The 22,176-nt window shown below is 44.6% G+C and carries 20 protein-coding genes; 9 read left to right on the forward strand and 11 right to left on the reverse strand.

Annotated elements, in window-relative coordinates; genetic code table 11:
• Nucleotides 1–471 precede the first annotated feature (471 nt).
• Entirely contained in the window at nucleotides 472–645 is a 174-nt protein-coding gene (locus tag BMW59_RS21910; protein WP_177174439.1) for a hypothetical protein, read from the forward strand.
• A gap of 266 nt (nucleotides 646–911) precedes the next feature.
• Here BMW59_RS21910 and BMW59_RS21440 read toward each other — a convergent pair whose 3' ends face one another.
• The 10 genes from BMW59_RS21440 to BMW59_RS19010 all read right to left on the reverse strand — a co-directional run bounded on the left by BMW59_RS21440 (nucleotide 912) and on the right by BMW59_RS19010 (nucleotide 12,840).
• Nucleotides 912–1,085, reverse strand: a complete 174-nt coding sequence (locus BMW59_RS21440) for a hypothetical protein (protein ID WP_177174440.1) — start codon at nucleotides 1,083–1,085, stop codon at nucleotides 912–914.
• A gap of 7 nt (nucleotides 1,086–1,092) precedes the next feature.
• Nucleotides 1,093–2,457, reverse strand: a complete 1,365-nt coding sequence (locus BMW59_RS18965; protein ID WP_093055467.1) for a serine hydrolase domain-containing protein — start codon at nucleotides 2,455–2,457, stop codon at nucleotides 1,093–1,095.
• Nucleotides 2,458–2,528: 71 nt separating this feature from the next.
• Nucleotides 2,529–3,860, reverse strand: a complete 1,332-nt coding sequence (locus BMW59_RS18970) for an exo-beta-N-acetylmuramidase NamZ family protein (protein ID WP_093055469.1) — start codon at nucleotides 3,858–3,860, stop codon at nucleotides 2,529–2,531.
• Between the two features lie 378 nt (nucleotides 3,861–4,238).
• Complete coding sequence (locus BMW59_RS18975) at nucleotides 4,239–5,078, reverse strand: MurR/RpiR family transcriptional regulator (protein ID WP_093055526.1); 840 nt, start codon at nucleotides 5,076–5,078, stop codon at nucleotides 4,239–4,241.
• Between the two features lie 157 nt (nucleotides 5,079–5,235).
• The gene (locus BMW59_RS18980; protein ID WP_093055471.1) at nucleotides 5,236–6,135 is read right to left on the reverse strand and encodes a carbohydrate ABC transporter permease; all 900 of its coding nucleotides are present in this window, start codon (nucleotides 6,133–6,135) and stop codon (nucleotides 5,236–5,238) included.
• A 22-nt stretch (nucleotides 6,136–6,157) separates the two neighbouring features.
• On the reverse strand, nucleotides 6,158–7,051 hold the full coding sequence (locus BMW59_RS18985; protein ID WP_093055473.1) for a carbohydrate ABC transporter permease: 894 nt from the start codon (nucleotides 7,049–7,051) through the stop codon (nucleotides 6,158–6,160).
• Nucleotides 7,052–7,286: 235 nt separating this feature from the next.
• Entirely contained in the window at nucleotides 7,287–8,660 is a 1,374-nt protein-coding gene (locus tag BMW59_RS18990; RefSeq protein ID WP_425441284.1) for an ABC transporter substrate-binding protein, read from the reverse strand.
• 80 nt (nucleotides 8,661–8,740) lie between these two features.
• On the reverse strand, nucleotides 8,741–9,655 hold the full coding sequence (gene murQ / locus BMW59_RS18995; RefSeq protein WP_093055475.1) for an N-acetylmuramic acid 6-phosphate etherase: 915 nt from the start codon (nucleotides 9,653–9,655) through the stop codon (nucleotides 8,741–8,743).
• Between the two features lie 25 nt (nucleotides 9,656–9,680).
• Nucleotides 9,681–10,649 carry an N-acetylglucosamine kinase gene (locus BMW59_RS19000; RefSeq protein WP_093055477.1) on the reverse strand — a complete coding sequence of 323 codons (969 nt, stop codon included), beginning with the start codon at nucleotides 10,647–10,649 and terminating at the stop codon, nucleotides 9,681–9,683.
• 604 nt (nucleotides 10,650–11,253) lie between these two features.
• The gene (locus BMW59_RS19010; protein ID WP_093055481.1) at nucleotides 11,254–12,840 is read right to left on the reverse strand and encodes an alpha/beta fold hydrolase; all 1,587 of its coding nucleotides are present in this window, start codon (nucleotides 12,838–12,840) and stop codon (nucleotides 11,254–11,256) included.
• Nucleotides 12,841–13,184: 344 nt separating this feature from the next.
• On the opposite strand from BMW59_RS19010, the gene yyaC reads away from it, so the two are divergent.
• Nucleotides 13,185–13,820 carry a spore protease YyaC gene (gene yyaC / locus BMW59_RS19015; RefSeq protein WP_093055483.1) on the forward strand — a complete coding sequence of 212 codons (636 nt, stop codon included), beginning with the start codon at nucleotides 13,185–13,187 and terminating at the stop codon, nucleotides 13,818–13,820.
• A gap of 85 nt (nucleotides 13,821–13,905) precedes the next feature.
• Here the strand turns inward: yyaC and BMW59_RS19020 are convergent, their stop codons facing one another.
• A complete protein-coding gene (locus BMW59_RS19020; RefSeq protein WP_093055485.1) occupies nucleotides 13,906–14,475 on the reverse strand; it encodes a YusW family protein in 570 nt (189 codons plus the stop codon).
• Nucleotides 14,476–14,776: 301 nt separating this feature from the next.
• Between BMW59_RS19020 and BMW59_RS19025 the strand changes: the two genes are divergently transcribed.
• From BMW59_RS19025 to BMW59_RS19055, 7 genes are all read left to right on the forward strand, one after another.
• Entirely contained in the window at nucleotides 14,777–15,004 is a 228-nt protein-coding gene (locus BMW59_RS19025; RefSeq protein WP_093055487.1) for a DUF378 domain-containing protein, read from the forward strand.
• Nucleotides 15,005–15,218: 214 nt separating this feature from the next.
• A complete protein-coding gene (locus tag BMW59_RS19030) occupies nucleotides 15,219–16,160 on the forward strand; it encodes an AEC family transporter (RefSeq protein WP_093055489.1) in 942 nt (313 codons plus the stop codon).
• Between the two features lie 328 nt (nucleotides 16,161–16,488).
• Entirely contained in the window at nucleotides 16,489–17,727 is a 1,239-nt protein-coding gene (gene arcA / locus BMW59_RS19035) for an arginine deiminase (protein WP_093055491.1), read from the forward strand.
• 29 nt (nucleotides 17,728–17,756) lie between these two features.
• A complete protein-coding gene (argF, locus tag BMW59_RS19040) occupies nucleotides 17,757–18,767 on the forward strand; it encodes an ornithine carbamoyltransferase (RefSeq protein ID WP_093055493.1) in 1,011 nt (336 codons plus the stop codon).
• Nucleotides 18,768–18,838: 71 nt separating this feature from the next.
• Entirely contained in the window at nucleotides 18,839–20,266 is a 1,428-nt protein-coding gene (gene arcD / locus BMW59_RS19045) for an arginine-ornithine antiporter (protein WP_093055495.1), read from the forward strand.
• Nucleotides 20,267–20,289: 23 nt separating this feature from the next.
• Nucleotides 20,290–21,261 carry a carbamate kinase gene (arcC, locus tag BMW59_RS19050; RefSeq protein ID WP_093055497.1) on the forward strand — a complete coding sequence of 324 codons (972 nt, stop codon included), beginning with the start codon at nucleotides 20,290–20,292 and terminating at the stop codon, nucleotides 21,259–21,261.
• Nucleotides 21,262–21,393: 132 nt separating this feature from the next.
• The gene (locus BMW59_RS19055) at nucleotides 21,394–22,116 is read left to right on the forward strand and encodes a Crp/Fnr family transcriptional regulator (protein WP_093055499.1); all 723 of its coding nucleotides are present in this window, start codon (nucleotides 21,394–21,396) and stop codon (nucleotides 22,114–22,116) included.
• Nucleotides 22,117–22,176: the final 60 nt, after the last annotated feature.

The following is a 22,176-nucleotide window of genomic DNA, read 5'->3' on the forward strand; positions in this document are numbered from 1 at the left end:
TTCAGCGTTTCTTTACTGATCAGAGAGAGACCTTGGAAATTTGTTGCCGTCTTTTCGGAAACTGCCAGCCCAGCCTCCATTCAGAACTGCTTTAACTTTAAGAAAGCCATAAAAGTCCGGAAACATCATTGATTCTATAAAAAAACAGAAAAAAGCGTGAGGATCTCCCACTCTTTTTTCTGTTGTCGACTATTCCTATTGATTCTGACCTTAATATCGGCCATACAATTGGAATGTTTAGTAGCTGCTTTAAGTTTTTTGGAATATGGGGTTAGGTTCACCGGTATAAAGATGGAATTCAAGGATATAATTTGGGAACTCTACCGTATAAATGCGTCACTCTACGTTATAAAGTGGGAACTCTACCGTATAAATTTGAAACTCTACCTTATAATCGTCTAACTCTACCGTATAATCGTCTAACTCTACCATATAACAATTTTCGACAAATTTCGCCCCGCCCCTCTTGCGATGCTTTATACCGGGATGCTGCTCCAGGATCTGTTCCAAAAAGTGGGTGCTTTCCCTTACAAGAGAATCTGGTTCCCATTGGTCGTCAGTTTACTTATCATTCCAATGGTTGTGATGCCTGTGCTCTCTTTGACCAATCTGGATGACACACTGAAAAATATGATTATTATCTAAAGCGCCATGCCAACATTCACATTAAGCGATATTTTTGCACGCTACTTAAAGGATGGCGATGAAGACACAGCGGTCATCACCATTGTATATTCCACGCTGCTATATCTCTTAACTATCCCAATTGTGAACCTGGGTATCGACAATGTATATGAGACTCTTTCGCATAGATCCGGCCTCTTTCCCGGACTGGGACTATACGTAAACAAAATTATTAAAGCGAGAGGCCTTAATTCAGTCTCTCGCTTTAATACTATAATCTGAAGCTTTTACTCATACGATAATCCAGTTCCATACGGGTAAAGCACTCCGCCCTCTAAGTCAGGAATAGTAACCGGCAATTGCCCTGCCGGATTATTCTTACCAAACAAGGTCGCTGCTGCAGCTATAAAACTGGCTTCTCTGAACCCGTATTGAGTACCGTCACCTTCAGTTTCATACAATAAAAACTTAGTTATTATTCCTAATCCTGCTTGGATGCTTTTCCATCGCTTCCACAACTTTATTAACCACATTTACTCTCCAAGGATTGATCGACCCCGCATCTCGAGTTGGATGAACTCTGTTTGTTAAAAAGATAACGATTGTTTCAGTATTCGGATCAATAACGAATGATGTGCCGGTAAAACCGGTATGGCCCGCTGCAACAGGTGAAGAGAGCTCTCCCATGAACCAGTCGCGGCTCAAATTCCAGCCAAGACCTTGAGCAAGATGAGATTCCGTTGTAATTTGATTTGAAAGCATTTCTGTAATGGTTTCTTCATTTAATATACGGGCTTGATCGTAAAATCCGCCGTTTAATATAGCTTGAGACAGAACAGCAAGATCTTTTGCTGTACTGAAAATCCCGGCATGACCTGCTACACCATTTAATGAATAAGCATTTTCATCATGAACGGAACCCCACACCATGCCTCTGTCTAAATATGGCTGAGGTTCCGTAGCTGCAATACGGTGCTTCAGACCTTCGCCTGGATTAAACATCGTGTCGTCCATTCCTAGCGGACCAGTAATGTGAGTGTCAATAAAATCATCCAACGTACTTCCCGACACCCTTTCAACGATTTTGCCCAGCAGAATCATATTTAAATCGCTGTAAACGTAAGCTGTACCAGGTTCCACGGTCGGTTCAGCTTCATATACTGCCTGCAGCCGTTCCTCTAACGTGTCATACGTATAAATTGGAATCCACGCCGGTAAGCCTGACGTATGGGTCATGAGATGTCGGACCGTGATATCGCCAGTGCCGTCACCGTTAAATTCAGGTAAATAAGTCACGACAGGTTCATCTAAATCCACCAGGTCTTTCTCAACTGTCTGCAATCCGGCAATGGACGTGAATATCTTTGTGATGGACGCCATGTCATAAATTGTGTCTGTTTCAGTGGCGATACGGTCTTCTTCAGGTAGCAGTTTTTCCGTATCCTCATATTTCACAGCATCTCCATAAGCCTCATGCTTCACAATTGTGCCATCTTTAACCGCCAGCACCACCGCTCCTGGATACATATCGGCCTCAATACCTGTTTGCACCACATCATCAATGTCATTTATATATTCCGGAACCATTTGCACACTTTGAGGTTTTCCTTCTTTCAGCACACTTCTCTTCATTCCTGCCCTCTCCCAGGCTTTGGCCCATTCAGAAGGGTTTGCTTGAGATGGCAAAAATCCAGGTGTGCTCTCTTTAAGAAGCTCCTCTTCTATTGAAACCTCTGCTGGTTTCTCAGCAGAAGAGGATTGTTGAGGCAGTATTAATGAAGCCGCAAATGTTAAACTCAGCATCAATATGAATCCTTTTCGAAACCTGTTCATTTTTTCCTCCCAAACATCAAAGGCACTTTCGAAGTGCCTCTGATGAAAAAATAGTTTTATTTTTTCAAAAATTAATTGTTTCCAGGAGGATTGGCTCCTCGGCCTGGGTGGTCCGGACTTCCAGGAGACCGTCCTTTCGTATGCTCTTCATACAACAGGTAGTCTTCTCTCACCTTATTAAACTGCTCCAATCCGTCCTCCCATGAGGCTACAATCTCTTCAACCGGTTTTCCGTCTAATAGCTGCTGACGGGTTTCACCGTTTCCAATCAGGTTGTCGAAGAAAGAACTGCCATCCCACGTTTCGATGAATTCAAAGTCATCCGGGTATAACTCCAGCATTGTTGCCACAATGTGCAACCCAGTTTCTACAGGCTTAAACGCTTCGCGGTCGTCAATGTGAATTTGAATACCGTTGGACAGGTCTCCCGCATGCTTGGAAAAAGCAGGTGTAAAGGAAGCAGCACGGAACGTCACACCAGGCAGATCAAGTCCGTTTAACTCTGAAGCCAGCTCGGTGGAGTCCATATATGGAGCTCCAAGTAACTCAAATGGTTTCGTTGTGCCCCGTCCTTCTGAAGCATTCGTCCCTTCAATGAGAGCAGCACCAGGGTAAACGAGTGCAGTATCCAGCGTCGGCATATTAGGTGATTGAAGCACCCAGTGAAGCGGAAGGTCATCGTAGTGCATCCAGCGCTCCCAGCCGTCCATTTCAACAACTTCAAGATCAGCGCCAATATCAAATTCCTCGTTGAAGAAGTAAGCTAATTCCCCAACTGTCATACCGTGGCGCAGTGGAATTGGGTACATACCAACAAACGATGTATAGTCTGGATCAAGGACTGGCCCTTCAACTTTTTCCCCGCCTATCGGGTTAGGACGGTCCAGCACCACAACTGGAATATCATTTTCCTCTGCCGCTTCCATCACATAGGCCATGGTGTAGATATAAGTATAAAATCTTGTCCCAACATCCTGAATATCAAATAAGAGCACCTCTACATCCTCAAGCATGTCATCTGATGGTTTTCTCGTTTTACCGTAAAGACTGTAGACAGGCAGTCCAGTACGTTCATCAATGTAAAATTCAACATACTCTCCTGCCTGAGCATCGCCGCGCACACCGTGCTCAGGTCCGTACAGAGCTGTTAAATCCACTTCAGGATCTTCAAAAAGAATATCCACGATACTGTTTAACTCCTGATCGACCCCTGTAGGGTTTGTAACGAGCCCAACTTTCTTGTTTTTAATGAGATCTATGTCATCTTCAAGCAGATTATCTATTCCAAGAGCAAATTCTGTATCCTTTCCTTTCCCCGGATTATTCTGGGGACTTGCGACAGCTGTGGTCACATAAGACGTCAGCAACAAACCGGATAAGAGAACTAATAATTTTTTTTTCATTAGGAAATACCTCCTTGTGTTTGTAAAAACAGGACTGTCGTTGAGAAATTAATCTTAAGTTCTGTGTCGTTTATGTTGTGTTGCTATCACCCCGTTTCATTTTTTAATAAAAAAAACTGAAATTTAATTTCAAGACAAATACAATTTATCATACTAAAAACTAGTTGTATAGACCAACTTCCATAATCAATTTAAATTTACTAAAAATTAAGAAAAAAATTGTCGGTTTCTGTTACACGGGACTTTTGAGTGGTTCAAAGGGAGGAAAAGTAATCGGAATTTAAGCTTGTAGAAGACGCTAAGACTTTGTCATCTTCGCATTAATTTGAAAGGGGTTTGAGAAATTAAAAAAGAAGCTTCATGCACGAAGCTTCTCTTCTACCTTCCGCTCTTAAGGAAATTCATGGCCTTCGAGATTTCCTTTAAGTAATCGGAGGCAATATCGTATTGATCCGTCAGCACACTGACGAACAGAATATCAATCATATGAAGCTGCGCCAGTCTTGAGGACGTTGCGCCGCTTCGAAACGGAGCCGGCACCTCCCGCGCCGCTGAAATGAACAAGTTTATATCCGCATTCGCTGCAATTGACGAATTACCGTAGCGTGTCAGGCTGATGGTTGTCGCTCCCCGTTCATTAGCCAGCTCCAGCATTTTCAGCGTCTCAAATGTTTCTCCGGAAAAGGATATGCCAAACACCACATCATCTTTCCCAACATTGGCAATATACATAGCTGCATTATGAATATCACTGAAATACGACACAGCCTTATTCATCCGTAAAAATTTCTGATAGGCGTCCTGCGCAATAATCCCCGATGCCCCCACTCCAAAAAAGTGCATTTTATCCGCATTCTGTAAGGCTTTAACTGCCGCACTGAGGGACTCATAATTAACCATTTCAGTGGTTTCAGTAATGGCCTGCAAGCCGTTATTTGTCACTTTTTTAACAATGGATTCCTGGGATTCACCAGGTTCAATATTGCTATACTGGATATCTGAGGATTTTTGCAAATCACCTGTAATTCGCAGCTTCAGTTCCTGAAATCCTTTTAAACCAAGGGATTTACAGAGCCGGATGACGGCTGCACTGCTTGTAGAACTTAATTCCCCCAGTCTGGTGGCCGTACAATGAATGGCTTCATGCGGCTGCGCTAATATAAACTCTGCAATTTTTTTCTCAGACGGAGGCAGCTTATTTTTTATCTCATTTAACATTACAAGTCCACCGGAAAATGAATTAGTCGTTTCCGTCAATGTCACTCACCCTCTCACGATCTGACTGACCCCTGCCACTATCAAGTCAAAGGTATACGGATGATTCCACTATAAAACCCGGGACACTTTGATAGTAGGAAAGTCACTTACACTTAGTTTATCCTTTTATAGCCCCTTCTGTCATGCCTTTCGTAATTCTGCGCTGGAAAATGGCATATAAAATAATGACTGGAATAATGGCAATTGTTAAACTGGCAAACAACGTTCCCCATGCATTTGTGTATTCCGCTTCCCTTCTAATGAAATCAACGGCCAGACCTAACGTATAGTTCTCCCTTGATTGTAAAAAGATCAAGGCCATGAAATATTCATTCCAGAATTGGATCGCGTTCATAATGGTAACTGTTATGATACCTGACATGGATAATGGCGTAATAATTTTTAAAAGAACACCATAAGGGGACATACCGTCAATAGCTGCTGATTCCTCCAGTTCCCGTGGAATGGAGCTCATAAAAGTGGTCAGCACAAAGATACTGAACGGCAGCTGTGACACCGCGTATACGAGTGTAAGCCCGAATATATTATCAAGAAGATTAAATTGCATTAATAAGAAAAATAATGGAATCCAGCCTAATACCATAGGAATCATCATGGCAGATATATATAAGTTAAAGATCAATGTGCTGCCCCGGAACACCATCCGTTCCAACGCATAGGACGTAGGAATAGCGAGTACGAGCGTTAATAACGCACCTAAAACTGTGACGATCAAACTGTTAAAAACGCCCGTATCAATATTATAATTTTGCCAGGAATCTATAAAATTGTTAAAATTAAATTCTGCAGGTAGCCCCCACGGATTTGCGTAGATTTCTGCATTTGATTTAAATGCCCCTATAATCATCCATGTGATGGGATAAAGAACGGCCAATGACCATAAAACGAGCGGCAGTCGGATTAATATTCGTTTCGATACTGGCTGTTTCGTTTCCCGTTTTAATGCTGTTTTGAGCGGTCCAGTCTTCGTTAATGACGTATTCGTTTCAATTTTCATTGGATCCCCTCCTTTTCAATACCTAATATTGAACTTTTTCTCTGCGAAGTAATATTTGCAGTAAAAAAACCGTTACAAGTGATAAAACGAGAATCATAACCCCAATGGCCGCACCATAGCCGAAGTTATACTGTACAAATGCCTGCTGGTACAAATACGATCCCATAACGTGGGTCGAGTTGTTCGGTCCGCCACCTGTCATAACCTGTACGAGAATGAAAGACCCATTCAGTGTAGTAATCACTATGTAGAGAATGGATACTTTGATTTGCGGCCAGATCAACGGCAGGGTTACCTTCCAGAACTGCTGCCATTCCGTCGCACCATCCAGTTCAGCAGCTTCGTAATAGCTTTTCGAAATGGTTCCTATTCCGCCCATTAACATGAGCATAAACAATCCGATCCCCGCCCATACAGAAGGAAAGACGATTGACGGTAACGCCCACGTTTCACTGCCGAGCCAGGGCCGGGTCAGATTTCCGAGCCCCACAAATTCAAGAGCAGAGTTTACAAGACCTAAGCTCGGATTGTAAATAAATGTCCACAGGATCCCGATCACAACAACAGACATAATGTTCGGGAAGAAAAAGATAATCCGGTAAAAGGGCGCCTCTTTAATCTTCAGCTGCATAATAGCAACGGCGAAGAATGTCGCCAGGATCATAATACCGAACACCTTCGTGACCACCAGGAAATAATCATGCATGATCGTTCTGGGTATAATCGAATCGTTAAACATCCTGACATAATTACTCAAACCTATAAATTCCATATTCGAAGCCGAGCCTGACCATCTGAAAAAGGAATAATAAAGCCCGCTGACTAAAGGGTAGAGTGTAAATATGGCAAACAGTAAAAATGTCGGTACTAAGCAAAATGCCAAAAATAAGTATTTTTGTTTCTTTGTCTGTACCATAATGATCACTCCCTTCTTATGTATACAACAATGAACAAGTAAAAACTTATGATAGTAAGAATGAGTCCTTATTAAAAAACTTTGGTTTCGCCAAGTCTAAGCAGGGCCTTGGATTTTTTATACTTTAGCCCTTTAGCAAAGTTAAATTTAAAGTATAAATAAAGATATGGAATGCAAAGACGTCACTTTGCCTTTACATTCCATACTTATTTTTTCAAAAATCGATTAATAGTCTTTATTCACCACGGTAATCTGCAGTGGCATTTTCAGCTTCTTCTATAAACTCATCCAGGGATTTATTTCCGAGCATAAGAGATAGAAGTGAGTTTCCAATCGGTGTCTCCAAATCAGCACTCATTGGGTGCGGTCTGTGATAAATCTGAACCTGGTCCGGGTCATTAATCATGTCGTTCGCTTCGATTAAATACGGCGGAACATTCTCATTTTCAGAAAGGTCCACACCTTCAAGGTTCATGATGGCCCCTGTGTGCTCAGAGAATGCTGTTGCATATTCCTGAGTAAACACAAATTCCACAAACGCTTTTGCAGCTTCAGGGTTCTCTGCATTCTCAGCTATAGCGAGCGGACGCAAATCCGGAACGATAGCAAATGGCTCACCGGCATCCTGCAGAGGTGATGGAATAAAACCAAATTCGAAGTCATCCGGCACATCGTTAGCCATTTCATTCGGAAGCCAGAAACCTACCGGAATAAAGGCATTGTCACCAAGAAGGAAATTCATCTGGGACTGTGTATGGTTGAATGCTCCGAAACCATCATCAATATAGCCTTCCTCCTGCATCTGAACGACCTTTTCCATCGTCTCTACAACTTCGTCTCTTTCCCAGACACCTTCTTCACCACGTACGATATCTGCCAGTAATTCATCTCCGCCGGCAGCTCCAAAGGCAGGTGTCAAAACCCCTCTTAAAAAGTAATAAGGGTGCTCACCAGTGGTGACGAATGGTGAGATATCTTCATTGTCCTGAATCTCACCCATTGTATCCATGTAGCTGTCAAAATCAGAAGGAACCTCATAGCCTTCCTCTTCAAACTTGGCACGGTTATACCACGTCCCCCATGTATCAAATACTAAAGGTATGCTGTAAATTTCACCATCGTAAGAAGCAGGTTCAACGATAAGGTTATCCAGTAACGGTGAACCGTCCTCTGAATCCACATCATTAATCCAGTCTGTCAGGTTCATTAGCTGACCATCATCTACCATTTGTGTTTCACTTGAGCCTGCCCCGTCAATATAAACCACATCAGGTGGATCATCCGACACCCAGCGGGATCTCATCTCATCATTGATATTCGGACCTGCATGCTCAACTATGGTGACATCCGGGTATTCCGCCTGGAAATCTTCAATGACTTCTTTCCACCAGGAGTCACCATATCCGCCTACAAAATACTGGATTTCCAGTTCACCCGATATATCGCCATTTCCTCCGCTGGCATCATTATTGGAACCGTTGTTTTCCTGATCGTTTCCACCCTGGCCACCTGCTTCTTCATTGTCGCCGCCGCATGCTGCCAACAACCCCACTGAAAGTAATACAGTACCAGCCATTAAAGCCGGTTTATTAAGAAAATACTTCTTCAAGATAATATCCCCCTTAGCTATAAATGATTTATTATGAAACGTATAGAAGATCAGAACATCCTCTTTACGGTTTCAAAAAGTTATTTGAATTTTTGCGCATACAGAATGGCACCATCCACGTAACCGTCTGCCTGAGTGATCGCTTCTGTTGCTTTTTCAAACGTGACGCCTGCTTTGATCATAATAATTGCCGGTTTCACTTGATTATTGGCAAGGAGCAGAGTTTTTTCAGCTTCACCGTAGGTCACATCCGTGATCTCCATAATAATCCGCTTCGCCCGTTCCATCAGTTTGTGATTACTGGCATGGACGTCCACCATAAGATTCCCATAAACCTTGCCCATTTTTACCATCACAGTTGTACTAATCATATTCAGCACCATTTTATGGGCCGTTGCGGCTTTCATGCGCGTCGACCCAGTTAAGATTTCAGAGCCGACAATTACTTCTATTGGACAGTCCGCTAACAGACTGATTTCCGACTGTTCATTACATGATAGGGAAACTGTATAAGCTCCGATTGTTTTGGCATATTTCACTGCACCTATAGGGTAAGGTGTGCGACCGCTGGACGTGATCCCTACCACAACATCATTGGTGGTCAGACCCTTTTCCTTTAAATCCAACGCACCTTGCGACTCATTGTCTTCTGATCCTTCGACAGCTTTAATAAAAGCATTTTCCCCGCCGGCCATCACTGTCTGAACCATGTGGGGAGGCGTCATAAATGTTGGTGGACACTCTGATGCATCGATAACACCTAATCTGCCGCTCGTCCCAGCCCCCACATAAAACAGACGGCCGTCTTTTCTGAAAGAATCATAGATGTGAGTAACCGCTTTGTCTATAGTGGGCAATACTTTTTCCACAGCACCAGCTACTTTTTTATCTTCATTATTAATGGTCTGCAGAATCTCCATGCTCGATAAGCGGCTTAGGTTCATGGACTGAGGGTTTCTGCTTTCTGTAGTGAGTTTTGAAAGTTCTTTTTCCATATTCAACACCTGACTTTTTTTGACGTTAATTCACGTTTTCTCTAGCTAGTAAAGCCGCCCCATAGGCCGGCGACCTGTAAGCGGATTCATAAATGCCCAGTTGTTTAGATTCAATATTGCGTTTAAATTTGTTCGTTAAATCTTTTGAGTGCGTAAAAATCGAGCCCGTTGTCATTACTGGAGTCCGGTCATGGAATGCAGGGCATTTTTTGTGCAGACTTTCCACATGAAGCGTTAATTCATCAGCCGCTTCGTAAAGAATGTCTCTGGCAACGTCATCACCTTGATCAGCAGCTTCCATAACGTGTCTGGCCAGTCTGGCAATCTCTTTTTTCTCCGGTTTAGTTCTGTATATGTATCTGATAAGTTCCTTAGGATGAGCGAAGTCCAGGTAATCGAGGATTGCATGGCTGAGTAAAGTGTCCTCTCCTCTGGCATCATAAGCCTTAACTATACTTTTAAGCGCATGCATGCCGATTTGATGCCCGCTTCCTTCATCACCTAATATATGGCCCCACCCCCCGCTTCTAAATACATCTCCTGCAGAATCTGTTCCAATTGCACTAGAGCCTGTGCCGGAGATCACGAGAATTCCTTCGTTAACCTCAGGAGGCAGTGCCCCTCGAAGTGCAATATACGAATCGGAATGAATACTGAAGGCTGAATTTTCAGAAAAATTAAGCTCGGAAAAAATCTGTTGAAATAATGTTTCAACTTCCTGCTCGTCTTCTGTTCGTCCTACGCCTGCTAAACCGCAGCTGACTGCTCTTATGTCATCAGGCTTTACGGAATAGGATGCCATCCCATGAGCGATAAGGCCCTGAAGCCGTTTTTTCATTTCAGTAAATCCTACGACGTAAGGGTTTGTGGCTTCCCCGATTACCATCATAGATTCGGAGTTTTCAGTTTCACCATGAGAGGAAAACGCGTTGACATGTTTAAACAAACACGACGTTTTCGTTCCCCCGCCATCAATACCAATTACATAAGCCATATATTACCTCCACCGGGGTGATATGGGTTTATTATAATGCCGGTGAATTATCGTGTCAATATATTTTAATATGTATTGAAATTTAATTTCATTTAAGAGGAGGAACGTTCTTAATAGCCCAGTATCTCATACATATTTTGTTTGGAGATCCGCTTCGGATGTTTCATTTGGATCTATTTCGTTTCTACTTTGCCTAACGTATTGATTCTACCTTAATATCAGCCATGCAATTAAGATGTTTAGTAGCTGTTTTAATTTTTTTGGAATCTGGAGTTAGGTTCACCGGAATAAACATGGAATTCGAGGATATAATTTTGGAACTCTACCGTATAAATGCGTCACTCTACGTTATAAAGTGGGAACTCTACCGTATAAATTTGAAACTCTACCTTATAATCGTCTAACTCTACCATATAATCGTCTAACTCTACCATATAACAATTTTCGACAAATTTCGCCCCGCCCCTTCTTTCACCTCTCTCCACAAAATCCGCCCAACCCCGAACCTTCCTCACCTTCCGCACCCAAAAAAGGAGCCAGTCCTCACTGGCTCCTCAAACTCAACCTTGGACGGACTTAACCGTCCCACATCTCAAACTGTCACTTAATAAGCGTTGCCGTCTTCATCAATATAAACCGATCTGATTACTGTTCTTTCGAATTTTTCGCCGGAAGGGGTCGTTCCTTCAATATCAATGGTCGCATTGTATGTGCCATTGCCGCGGTCCGGCAGCGTCACTTTTCCGTTTTGAGCCTGCTGTCTGTTATGCAGGCGCTGCTGGCGCATGTTCCGGCCGATTCCCCCTCGGCTCTTCACGTCGCCCGGGTGGAATTCCACATCATAGACCACTTTTGCTCCGCGGCCTGTTCCAGGGCGGGCGCCGCGCTTGGACACTGCCTCAGCAGCTACCTGCCACCCCCGCGGGCCATCTTTTGTGACGCGCACCTCGTTATTCAGTGGGGACTCAAACAGGAGAACCGCGGTGTAAGCCGAAACTCCTTCTGTTTCTGTACTGAAAGTCCACTCCCCGGCTGACGGTTCCTCGATCTCAACCGTATGGTGCCAGGCTCCTTCAAAGAACAAATCGTCTTTTTGGCCCTCAACAGCCACCGTGCGGACTGAACCGCTGCCAGGCTCTCTTACAGTTACTTCGGTAAGCTCTTTGCCGCTCAACCAATGTAAGGTGATTTTATCAGCTTCTTTTTCCACAAAAAAAGATTCTTCAGCTTCTCCTGTCTGTTCTCCGCCTCTGACAATCATATTTGAACTCTCAGCGGAAGACCCTTCAGCAGTGGCGGCTGTTTCAGTATCTGCTGAAAAGGCACCTTCCTCTCCCACAGTCAGCACATTTTTAAATACGTTAAATGTCTGATGGCCCTGGCGGATATTGTTATGTGTCCAGTTACCGACCGCAAGCATCGGGGCGTACGGAAGGTGGGCGCTTTCCACTGAAACCACTCCATCACTTGGCCCGGGAATCATTGTGCCGCCCCACCACGTCGAACTGAACCAAGGTCCGGTGTCGTCTCCCGCAAGTGTATAATAACTATTTTCTTCAATTTCAGGGCGCCCGTCAGTGACGCTCCTGAAATAATTCATGTTTCCAGTCTGGAGACTTTCGGTGCCAGCGTTTCTTGACCCCAGCAGGGAAGCGAGCCACCACGTCCACGTACTGTAAGCCAGATCAGCCAGTTCACTGCCGTGGTGCGGCGAGCCTATTGTAATGAGTTCCGATACTAGGTCATGTTTACCATAGTGGACGAGTGCCGTCTGGGTATCAATTCCGCCTTTACTGTAGCCAACGACAGCTAATTTTTTGCCGCCGTAATGGGCAGAAATTGTTTCGAGCTGTCCTGCCAGCATTTCGCCGTTATCCCAGTAGCTTTCAGGTGTACCAGCCGAATCGTACAGTTCTACAAATGCTGTTTCATAACCTGCCTGATGAGCCATGTCATACATATCGTTGCCTTCATACCACATTGATGAACTGTTCGTCAGTCCTTGGACAAAAACAATGACAGGCTTGTCCTCACTAGTCTCAGAAGGCGTTTCCCCGTATAAAATTGTTCCCGGTTCGCCTCCTGATCCTCCTCCGCCGAGTCCGGCAAACGTCATGCCATGATGCGTTGAAAAAATAATACTAAACAGCAACAGAAATCCCAGTCCTCCTTTGATAAACGGTTTGTGCATCCATTCATCTCCTTTCAATTCAGGTTTTCGTTTTATATAGGACTTTCATGGAGTACAGATTTTCTTGAATGGGTATACCAACTATGTAAGTCTTATAACAACACACTTAAAGACCTGCGGGAGTCACCGGAAAAATGGACAATAGTTCCCTCCTAATTTTTCCTTTATTTAAAATATTATCACAAAAAATCAATTATATAGTATTGTTTTCAAAATATTCTGATTAGTTATAAATTCCTATTTTCTTAATTTCGTCTTCAAATCTTTTAATGAGGCTTTATGTTTTTGCAAAAGGGGTATATAATAGTTTAAAGTGTTCTTTATAACGAATGAGGTGACTGTTTATGAACCCTTATAATGAACAACATCATAAAATTGCTCGATTTCCTATTAACTCTGCTTTTGTGGCCGGAAAAATGACAAAAGAAATAATTAATAACCTCCCTGAACAGCCTGGCCCTGTCGTAGTCGTCTGCATCGGTACCGACCGTTCAACCGGTGATTCACTTGGCCCTCTGACCGGAACGCTTCTGTCTGAACGCCGCCCCCGGCACCTCCACGTTTACGGGACACTTGAAGAGCCGGTGCATGCCAAAAATCTCGAAAAATATCTCGCATTAATTAATAAAAACCACCCAGACGCCTTTATAATAGCAGTTGATGCCTGCCTCGGCCGTGTAACTTCAATCGGATCTATTGTCATTGCAGACGGTCCTCTGAAACCTGGCGCAGCAATGAATAAAAATCTCCCCGAAACAGGAAACATGCATATAGCCGGCATCGTAAACGCCGGCGGTATGATGGAATTTCTGGTGCTGCAGACCACCCGACTCAACCTCGTCCTGAAGATGGCTCGGAAACTTGCTGAAGCGTTAAAAAGAGTAGACAGAAGCCTCGGCGTTCCTCACGACCAGCCAGGAAGCAAGGTTAAACCCCTTTATTATCATCAGCCAACCAATGAATCAAGCCGCCTGGTTTAGGGGTCTGACCCCTGTGTGATTTTTTCACATACTATCCAATAAGAAAGCCCCGGAGAGTTTACTAAACACCCGGGGCTAAGCTTAGTTATTGATCTTCTGCATCTGTTTCGCCGCCATCAAAGAACTCGATTTCAACTTCGAGCTCGTCGTAGTCATCCTCCAGGTCAAATGCTGCTAAGACAGCCTCAAAAACCTCGTCTTCTCTGTTTTCCCCTGTTAATTCAAGCTGCGGCAGAATTTGCTCCAGTTCATCCAGTGCTTCCTGGCCTCCCAACTCTAAGTTCCCATCACGTGTATCTTCAATTTCAGCTTCCGGGTTTCCATCATTATACTCATACTCTGCTTCGTATTCCCCGTCCTCATATTCCGCATCTAATTCAAATTCTGAGAAAGCCAAGCCTTCGTACCAGTCATCCCCGGCCTCAGACCCTGCATTACCGTTTTCGGCATTTTCTTCATTATTAGTGAAATTGTTTTCATTATCAGTAATTGCATTATTGTCGTTATTGTCCATGTCATTTTCTTCCGCCAACTCATTATTCATGATATTTTCGGCGCCCTCGTTCTCCGTGTAATCTGTGTTTTCGCCTTCGCCGCATGCTGCCAGGCCTGCCGCTAAAACAACCGTTCCGGCAGATAAAGTAAATTTTTTCATGAAAAATTCATTCCTTCCGTCCGTAAAATCATCTACTTAGAAATAATTCCCTTTTAAAAAACCAGTTAAACGTACGGAAAGCCCACCGCTCGTAAGGATATGTAAAAATTAGACGGATGAATTTCTGCCTAATAGCAAACCAAACTTCACAAAAGCTTTTCAAACTTTAGCACTAAAGTATTGAAAAGGTCCAATAACCTGTATTTACGTTTTATACCAATTTTTACCGGGAAGGTTAGCTAATATAGCCAAGACTGAAGACATAAGAGTTTTGGCACACAACAAGTAAGGAGGGTCTAACATGAGCGGAATTCAAAAAACGGCACTTGTCCTCACCATTATTGGAGCTGTTAACTGGGGACTAGTCGGATTTTTCAATTTTGATCTTGTAGCGGCCATATTCGGCGGCCAGGAAGCATGGCTATCCCGAGTAATCTATGCAGTAGTAGGCTTAGCCGGCCTTTACAGTATTTCTATTCTAATTAAGCCAGGATTTGAATACGAAAGAAACACCCAAACACAGAATTAACTTAAATTACCACCTTAGCCGGAAAGCAGACCCGCCGTCTCTTTCCGGCTTTTCATTGTTAAGAAACGGGAAAACGGGGACTGACCCCTGTGTGAATAATTCACACAGGGGTCAGTCCCCGTTCTAAAACTTCACATTTGTTTACACAGGTCAGGAAAGTAAGTAAGCTGAATTCGTATACTTCATTTTCAAAACATTGGAAAGGATCTAAATTATGGATGTTACCCTTGTAGCCACTTCCGTAGCCGTCATGGGCTTCATGATCGCTATCGGCTTTTTCTTTGCTATGAAAGTCCCGATTACTGCTGAAGTAAAAAACGCATTTATATTAATTGTTTTAAACATTGCTGTGCCAGCGATTATCCTTGACGGCATCTTTACTACCGACGTAACAGACGAGCTTTTCACCGATGCCCTTCTCATTTTTGCCATCTCGGTTGTTTTTCATTTAGCCGCTCTCCTGATCAGTTGGACAGCCGTTAAACTGCTTGGATTCGATTCCCTTTTCGCCAAAAAAATGGCGGTGTTGGCCGCCCTTGGAAATGCCGGCTTTATTGGCATTCCTTTATCCGCTGTTATTTTTGGCCCAGTTGGCGGCCTCCTCGCTGCTGTTTTTAATGCCGGGCTCGATCTGGTCATTTTCACCGTGGTCATTTACATGCTTCAGTCCGGAAGCGGCCTGCCGGTCCGGAAAGTAGCCAAGTCACTCGCCAACATGCCTTTAATGGCAGTTATAGCAGGATTTATTGTGGCTCTCACCGGTTTCTCGCCGCCTGAATTTCTCAGCCAGCTGACAGGGCATCTGGCAGGCCTCGCCGCCCCGCTCTCAATGGTTTATATCGGAATCCTGCTGCATCACTTATTCTTAAAGTCAGGACTGGCTCTCTACCGGCTGATCTGGCTTCCGGTCAGCTTGCGTTTAATCATATTTCCTGTATTAATTATGCTCGTTCTGTCTTTTACACCGCTTAATGATTCCCTGAGGCATCTTGTCATTATCTTGGCAGCGATGCCGACGTTCACATTATCTGCAATCATTTTTGGGCGGTACCTGCCTGACGGCTCGGAAGACACAGCGGTAATTACGATTGCCGCCTCCACGCTGCTCTCGTTAGCCACCATTCCATTCATCGCCTTCCTCTCCTCTGTCTTTTAAGAGAGGAGGCGGTGGTGACTTGCCGGCTCCCGAAACAAGTGACCGGACCTCCAAACCGAAGGCCCCGGCCTTCCTCAAAATTATTCCAAAATAACATTAAATAATTTAATAATTACGACAATTAACTTTCCATTCAGTTTTTATTCATTATTTCTCGTTTATGCATGCATAAATGCATTGCATAAATTATATGATTATACATCCCTGTGGATGTTCATCCTCTTTTATGTGAATAAACTCACAATTATTATGTAAGCCCTTACATAACTCTCCACTCACTGGTCATTTAAAGTAAAGATATAAGACAGAGGATTGAGGAGGAAAGGTTATGTACCCTATTCACGTCGATTCAGAAATAGGCCGCTTGCAGACTGTTATGCTCCACCGCCCGGGGAAAGAAGTCGAGAACTTAACACCGGACTCTCTCAGCAAACTTCTTTTTGACGACATCCCTTATTTACCAGCTATTCAAAAAGAACACGATTATTTTGCAAATACACTAAGAAACCGCGGCATTGAAGTGCTTTATCTGGACACTCTTATGGTTGAATCTCTTTCTGACAAGGAGAAAAGAGAAACGTTTGTAGACCAGCTGCTTTCCGAATCCAAACAAATGGTCAACGGCTCTTCTCAGCTTTTAAAAGAATATTTGCTTTCCTTTGATACGAAACAGATGGTCAGTGAGGTGATTTCCGGCGTCCTAAAAAAAGACCTTCCTGAGCAGGCTAAAAAGCACCTCTATGAAATTATGGCCGATCACCACCCCTTCTATCTCGACCCGATGCCTAACCTCTACTTCACAAGGGACCCGGCAGCGGCAATCGGAAATGGGATCTCACTGAATAAGATGCGCGAACCCGCCCGCCGGCGCGAATCGCTGTTTATGCAGTTCATTTTGAATTACCATCCTAGATTCTCCCAGTACAGTATTCCGCTCTGGATAAACCGTGATTACCCGTTTCCAATTGAAGGAGGCGACGAACTTGTACTGAGTGACAAAGTGCTTGCGATCGGTGTCAGTGAACGGACTTCCGCGCGCGCTGTGGAAAAAATAGCAGTCAACCTTTTTAAATCAAACAGCACTATTGAAAAAGTCGTCGCTGTAGAAATTCCAAAATGCCGGGCTTTCATGCATCTCGACACCGTCTTCACAATGATTGACCACGATCAGTTTACGATCCACCCGGAAATTTTGGATAAAGACGGCAACATGAACATCTTTATTCTCGAAAAAGGGGAAGATGATGAGCCTGTATCCATCACAAGGCGCGATAACCTGGCGGACACGTTAAAAGAAGTGCTTGAACTTCCTGAAATCAACCTCATCCCTTGCGGAGGGGGAGATGAAATCGCATCTGCCCGCGAGCAGTGGAATGACGGTTCAAACACACTTGCCATCGCTCCCGGTGTCGTTGTCACCTATGAAAGAAACTACGTCTCAAACCAGATCATGCGAGAGAACGGTATTGAGGTCATTGAAGTCCTTAGTTCCGAGCTTGTCCGGGGACGGGGCGGCCCACGTTGTATGAGTATGCCGCTGAAAAGAGATTTGATTTCAAAAAATTAACACACACTACATTCAAGGAGGAATAAATTATGCCAGTATTAAACCAGCCATTGTCATTTGAGGGACGTCACTTTTTAACTCTGGAAGATTATACAGCCCGTGAAATCAGCAAATTAATTGATTTTTCCGCTGAATTGAAAGCTATGAAGAAAAATGGGGTGCCCCACCGTTACCTTGATGGCCAGAATATCGCCCTGCTTTTTGAAAAGCCGTCCACAAGAACGCGCTGCGCATTTACTGTAGCCTGCAACGATCTCGGCGCGTATCCGGAGTATCTCGGAAAAAACGATATTCAGTTCGGCAAAAAAGAATCCGTCCGTGACACGGCAATCGTTCTCGGAAGAATGTTCGACGGTATTCAGTTCCGGGGCTTTAAGCACGAAACAGTGGAAGAGCTTGCGGCCCATGCCGAAGTGCCAGTCTGGAACGGGTTAACGGATTATTTCCACCCAACCCAGGTTCTTGCTGACTTCCTGACTGTCAAAGAAGTGAAAGGCAACCTTGATAACGTCACATTTGTTTACGTAGGAGACGGGCGGAACAATATGGCGAACAGCCTTCTCATCGGCGGAGCGATTATGGGTATGGATATTCGCATCTGCGCACCGGAATCCTTATTCCCTGAACAGCACGTCATTGATAAAGCGGAAGGCTATGCGAAAGAATCCGGCGGCCGTGTCATGATCACCGCTGACGTCGACAAGGCCGTTAACGGAGCAGATGTTCTTTATACAGATGTGTGGGTATCTATGGGAGAAGAAGAAGAATTTGAAAAGAGAATCCAGCTGCTGACACCTTACCAGGTCAATATGGATATGATCCATAAGACAAATAACAGCAATGTCATTTTCCTTCATTGCCTTCCGGCGTTCCACGATCTGGAGACAGAAGTCGGCAGGGACATTTACAGCCGCTTCGGCCTGAAGGAAATGGAAGTAACTGACGAAGTGTTCCAAAGCCCGCATTCTTATGTATTCGACCAGTCAGAAAACCGAATGCACACGATTAAAGCGGTTATGGCGGCTACAAACCGCCGCTAATCCGGCAAAAAAAAGAGGTCCTCCTCTGACCAGGCGGGCCTCTCCCCAGTCATACTAACGAGGTGATGAAAATGGGAAATGAGAAAAAACTCGGCCTGTTTGCACTGATCGCCCTCGTCGTCGGATCGATGATCGGCGGAGGCGCGTTTAACTTAGCAAGTGATATGGCCCAGGGAGCAAATGCCGGAGCAGTCATCATCGGCTGGATCATCACAGGGATAGGAATTATCGCGCTTGCTTTATCTTTTCAAAACTTAACGATGCGCCGTCCGGACCTGGATGGAGGCATTTACAGCTATGCAAAAGCCGGATTCGGTTCTTTTATGGGGTTTAACAGTGCCTGGGGATACTGGCTGTCAGCCTGGCTTGGCAACGTTGCGTACGCCACCCTGGTATTCGGCTCGATCGGCTATTTCTTCCCTGTCTTTGAAGGCGGCCAGAATATAGCTTCAATCCTGGGAGCCTCTCTCGTCTTATGGAGTGTGCACTTCCTCATTTTAAGAGGGATACACTCTGCCGCAATTGTAAACGTTATTACTACTATCGCAAAACTTGTTCCAATTATTGTCTTTATCATTATTGGGATGCTTGCTTTCAATCTGGATAAATTCACTTTGGACTTTTGGGGAGGAACCGGTTCATTTTCATGGGGAAGTGTCACAGATCAAGTCGCCAGTACGATGCTTGTAACTCTCTGGGTTTTTATCGGAGTTGAAGGGGCGGTTGTGTTATCAGGGCGTGCCAGAAAGCGGTCGGACATTGGGAAAGCGACAGTGATCGGTCTGATTGGCACACTGATTATCTACGTCCTGATTTCACTAATCTCACTCGGCGTCATGACCCAGCAGGAACTGGCTGCGCTGCCTACTCCGGCAATGGCTTACGTAATGGAGAGTGTTGTTGGTCCATGGGGTGCTGCCTTCATTAATTTAGGCCTTATTATATCAGTTTTCGGTGCCTGGTTAGGTTGGACGTTACTAGCGTCAGAGATTCCTTATGTCACCGCTAAAGACCAGGTCTTCCCGAAGTGGCTCGCTAAAGAAAACAAAAACGGTGCGCCCGTAAATTCTCTATGGCTCACAAACGGTTTAATTCAGCTCTTCCTTATCACATTATTATTTACAGAACAGGCGTATATATTCGCTTTTTCCCTGGCTTCTTCAGCGATTCTGATTCCCTATTTATTCTCCGCTCTGTTCCAGTCTAAGATTGCCCTTAATAAAGAATGGTATAAAGCAGGTGAACGTGCGACACGTGATCAGGTTCTTGGTGTTATTGCTACCGTGTATGCGATCTGGCTCGTTTACGCGGCTGGAATCGGCTACCTCCTTCTCACTATGCTCCTTTACGCACCGGGCATCCTTCTCTACCGCCATGCGTTAAAAGAAAACACCGGAAAAGCGTATTTTGGAAGATGGGAAATAGTTGCCGCTGCAATTATTATCGCGCTCGCTATCGGAGCCGTCTTTGCCTTAATTCTTGGAAATTTATCTTTTTAAATGAACTGATGGAGGGATAAATGATGAATACTAGCCGAATTGTCGTTGCATTAGGCGGAAACGCCATCCAATCGGGTGACGCTACGGCAGCGTCCCAGCAAAAAGCATTAAAATCAACCGCTAAACAGTTGACGTCATTAGTCGAAGCCGGCCATGAAGTTGTCCTCTCACACGGAAACGGCCCTCAGGTTGGAAATGTACTGATCCAGCAGGCGGAAGCCGACAGCTTGGCAACTCCTGCTATGCCGCTTGATACGTGTGGAGCGATGACTCAGGGAATGATCGGTTACTGGATGCAGAACGCGTTTACAGATGTTTTTTTTGAAAGAAACATAAATAAAGGGGTCGTGACCGTGGTCACACGGGTGCTGGTGGATGAAAAGGATCCCTCTTTTCAGAATCCTACTAAACCAATCGGCCCGTTTTACACTGAAGAGGAAGTAATAGCCCGCCAGGCATCTGACCCGGATGCTCATTACAAAGAAGACGCGGGCAGAGGCTGGCGCCGGGCAGTCGCATCCCCAAGGCCAAAAGCGGTACTGGAAGCATCAGCGATTCAGGAGCTTCTCTCAGCAGGCGAACTGGTCATCAGCGGCGGAGGCGGGGGAGTGCCAGTCATTCTGAAAAACGGCAGGCTCCAAGGTGTTGAAGCTGTGATTGACAAGGATTTTGCTTCTGAAATGATCGCTGAAATGGTGGATGCGGATATTCTGATGATCCTGACAGCTGTTGACCAGGTCAGCCTGAATTTCAACTCACCAGATGAAATAAAACTTAAAGAAATGACCATCCAGGATTGCGAAGATTATATAAACAACGGTCATTTTGCTCCGGGAAGCATGCTTCCTAAAATTGAAGCAGCAACCGCTTTCGTGCGATCCAAACCGGGCCGGAAAGCGATCATCGCCTCGCTTCACGATATTGATCTGGCGCTGCAGGGACACTCGGGAACCCTTATTTACGATGCCAAAGACGTTGTCACACCAATCCGTTAACCCCCGTCTGGAGGGAGTATTTATACTCTCTCCCTCTTATATTTACCTGCTAAATTTTCGCTATCAAATTGTCAAAATGAGACAAGTTAGCAGCCTGTTTTCTCTGTTAATATTAGGAAGAGGAGGTGTGTCATGAAAACAAACCTTTCCTGTAAAGACATAAAAAAATTTGATATTTTTTCCATGCTTACTAACGAAGGGTGTAAAAAAATAATTGACTATGCCTATATCCGCAGCTACCGCAAAGGGCAGATGCTCTTTACAGAGGGCGACCCGCGGGAGCGCCTTTACTTTCTTCTCGATGGCTACATCCGCCTGGAAAGAATCGATATTGAAGGAGACGTCCATCCTTTTAATTATGTAAAGCCGTTTCAGATGTTTCCGGAAGGCGGCCTGTTTCAGGATACTAATTACGCCCATTCGGCTGTCGCCGTCACCAACGTCAACATTTTTTATATTCCTGCAGAAATTCTTGAATCGCTAATAAAGCTCAACAGTAAACAGATGATCCAGGTGATCCGTCACCTTTCTTCCCTTCTTATCGCCCAGGAACTCCGGCTTCAAAGCCTGCAGAACCTGGATGCATGCCGGCGGGTGGAACAGACTATCGCCCATCTTGGAAGCCACCTCGGCCAGGAAACGGCGGACGGTATTCTAATTCCATGCCCTTTCACGATGAATGACCTGGCAAACTTTTCAGGCACGTCACGAGAAACAGTTTGCCATTCGATTAATGGCCTCAAAGCTCAAAAAGTTATTTCCATTCATTCAAAACTCATCACAATCCACCGCCCTGACTATTTCACAGGAAAAGAATCAGACACCTCAGAATTTCTCCTGTCTTCCTTTTCATAGTGTTATGCTGCGTGGGTGTTACGTGGGTGCTACGCCAGTAACAGGTACGTAGCACCCACT

This window comes from Salipaludibacillus aurantiacus, from assembly GCF_900111295.1.
GTDB classification, from domain to species: domain Bacteria; phylum Bacillota; class Bacilli; order Bacillales; family Salisediminibacteriaceae; genus Salipaludibacillus; species Salipaludibacillus aurantiacus.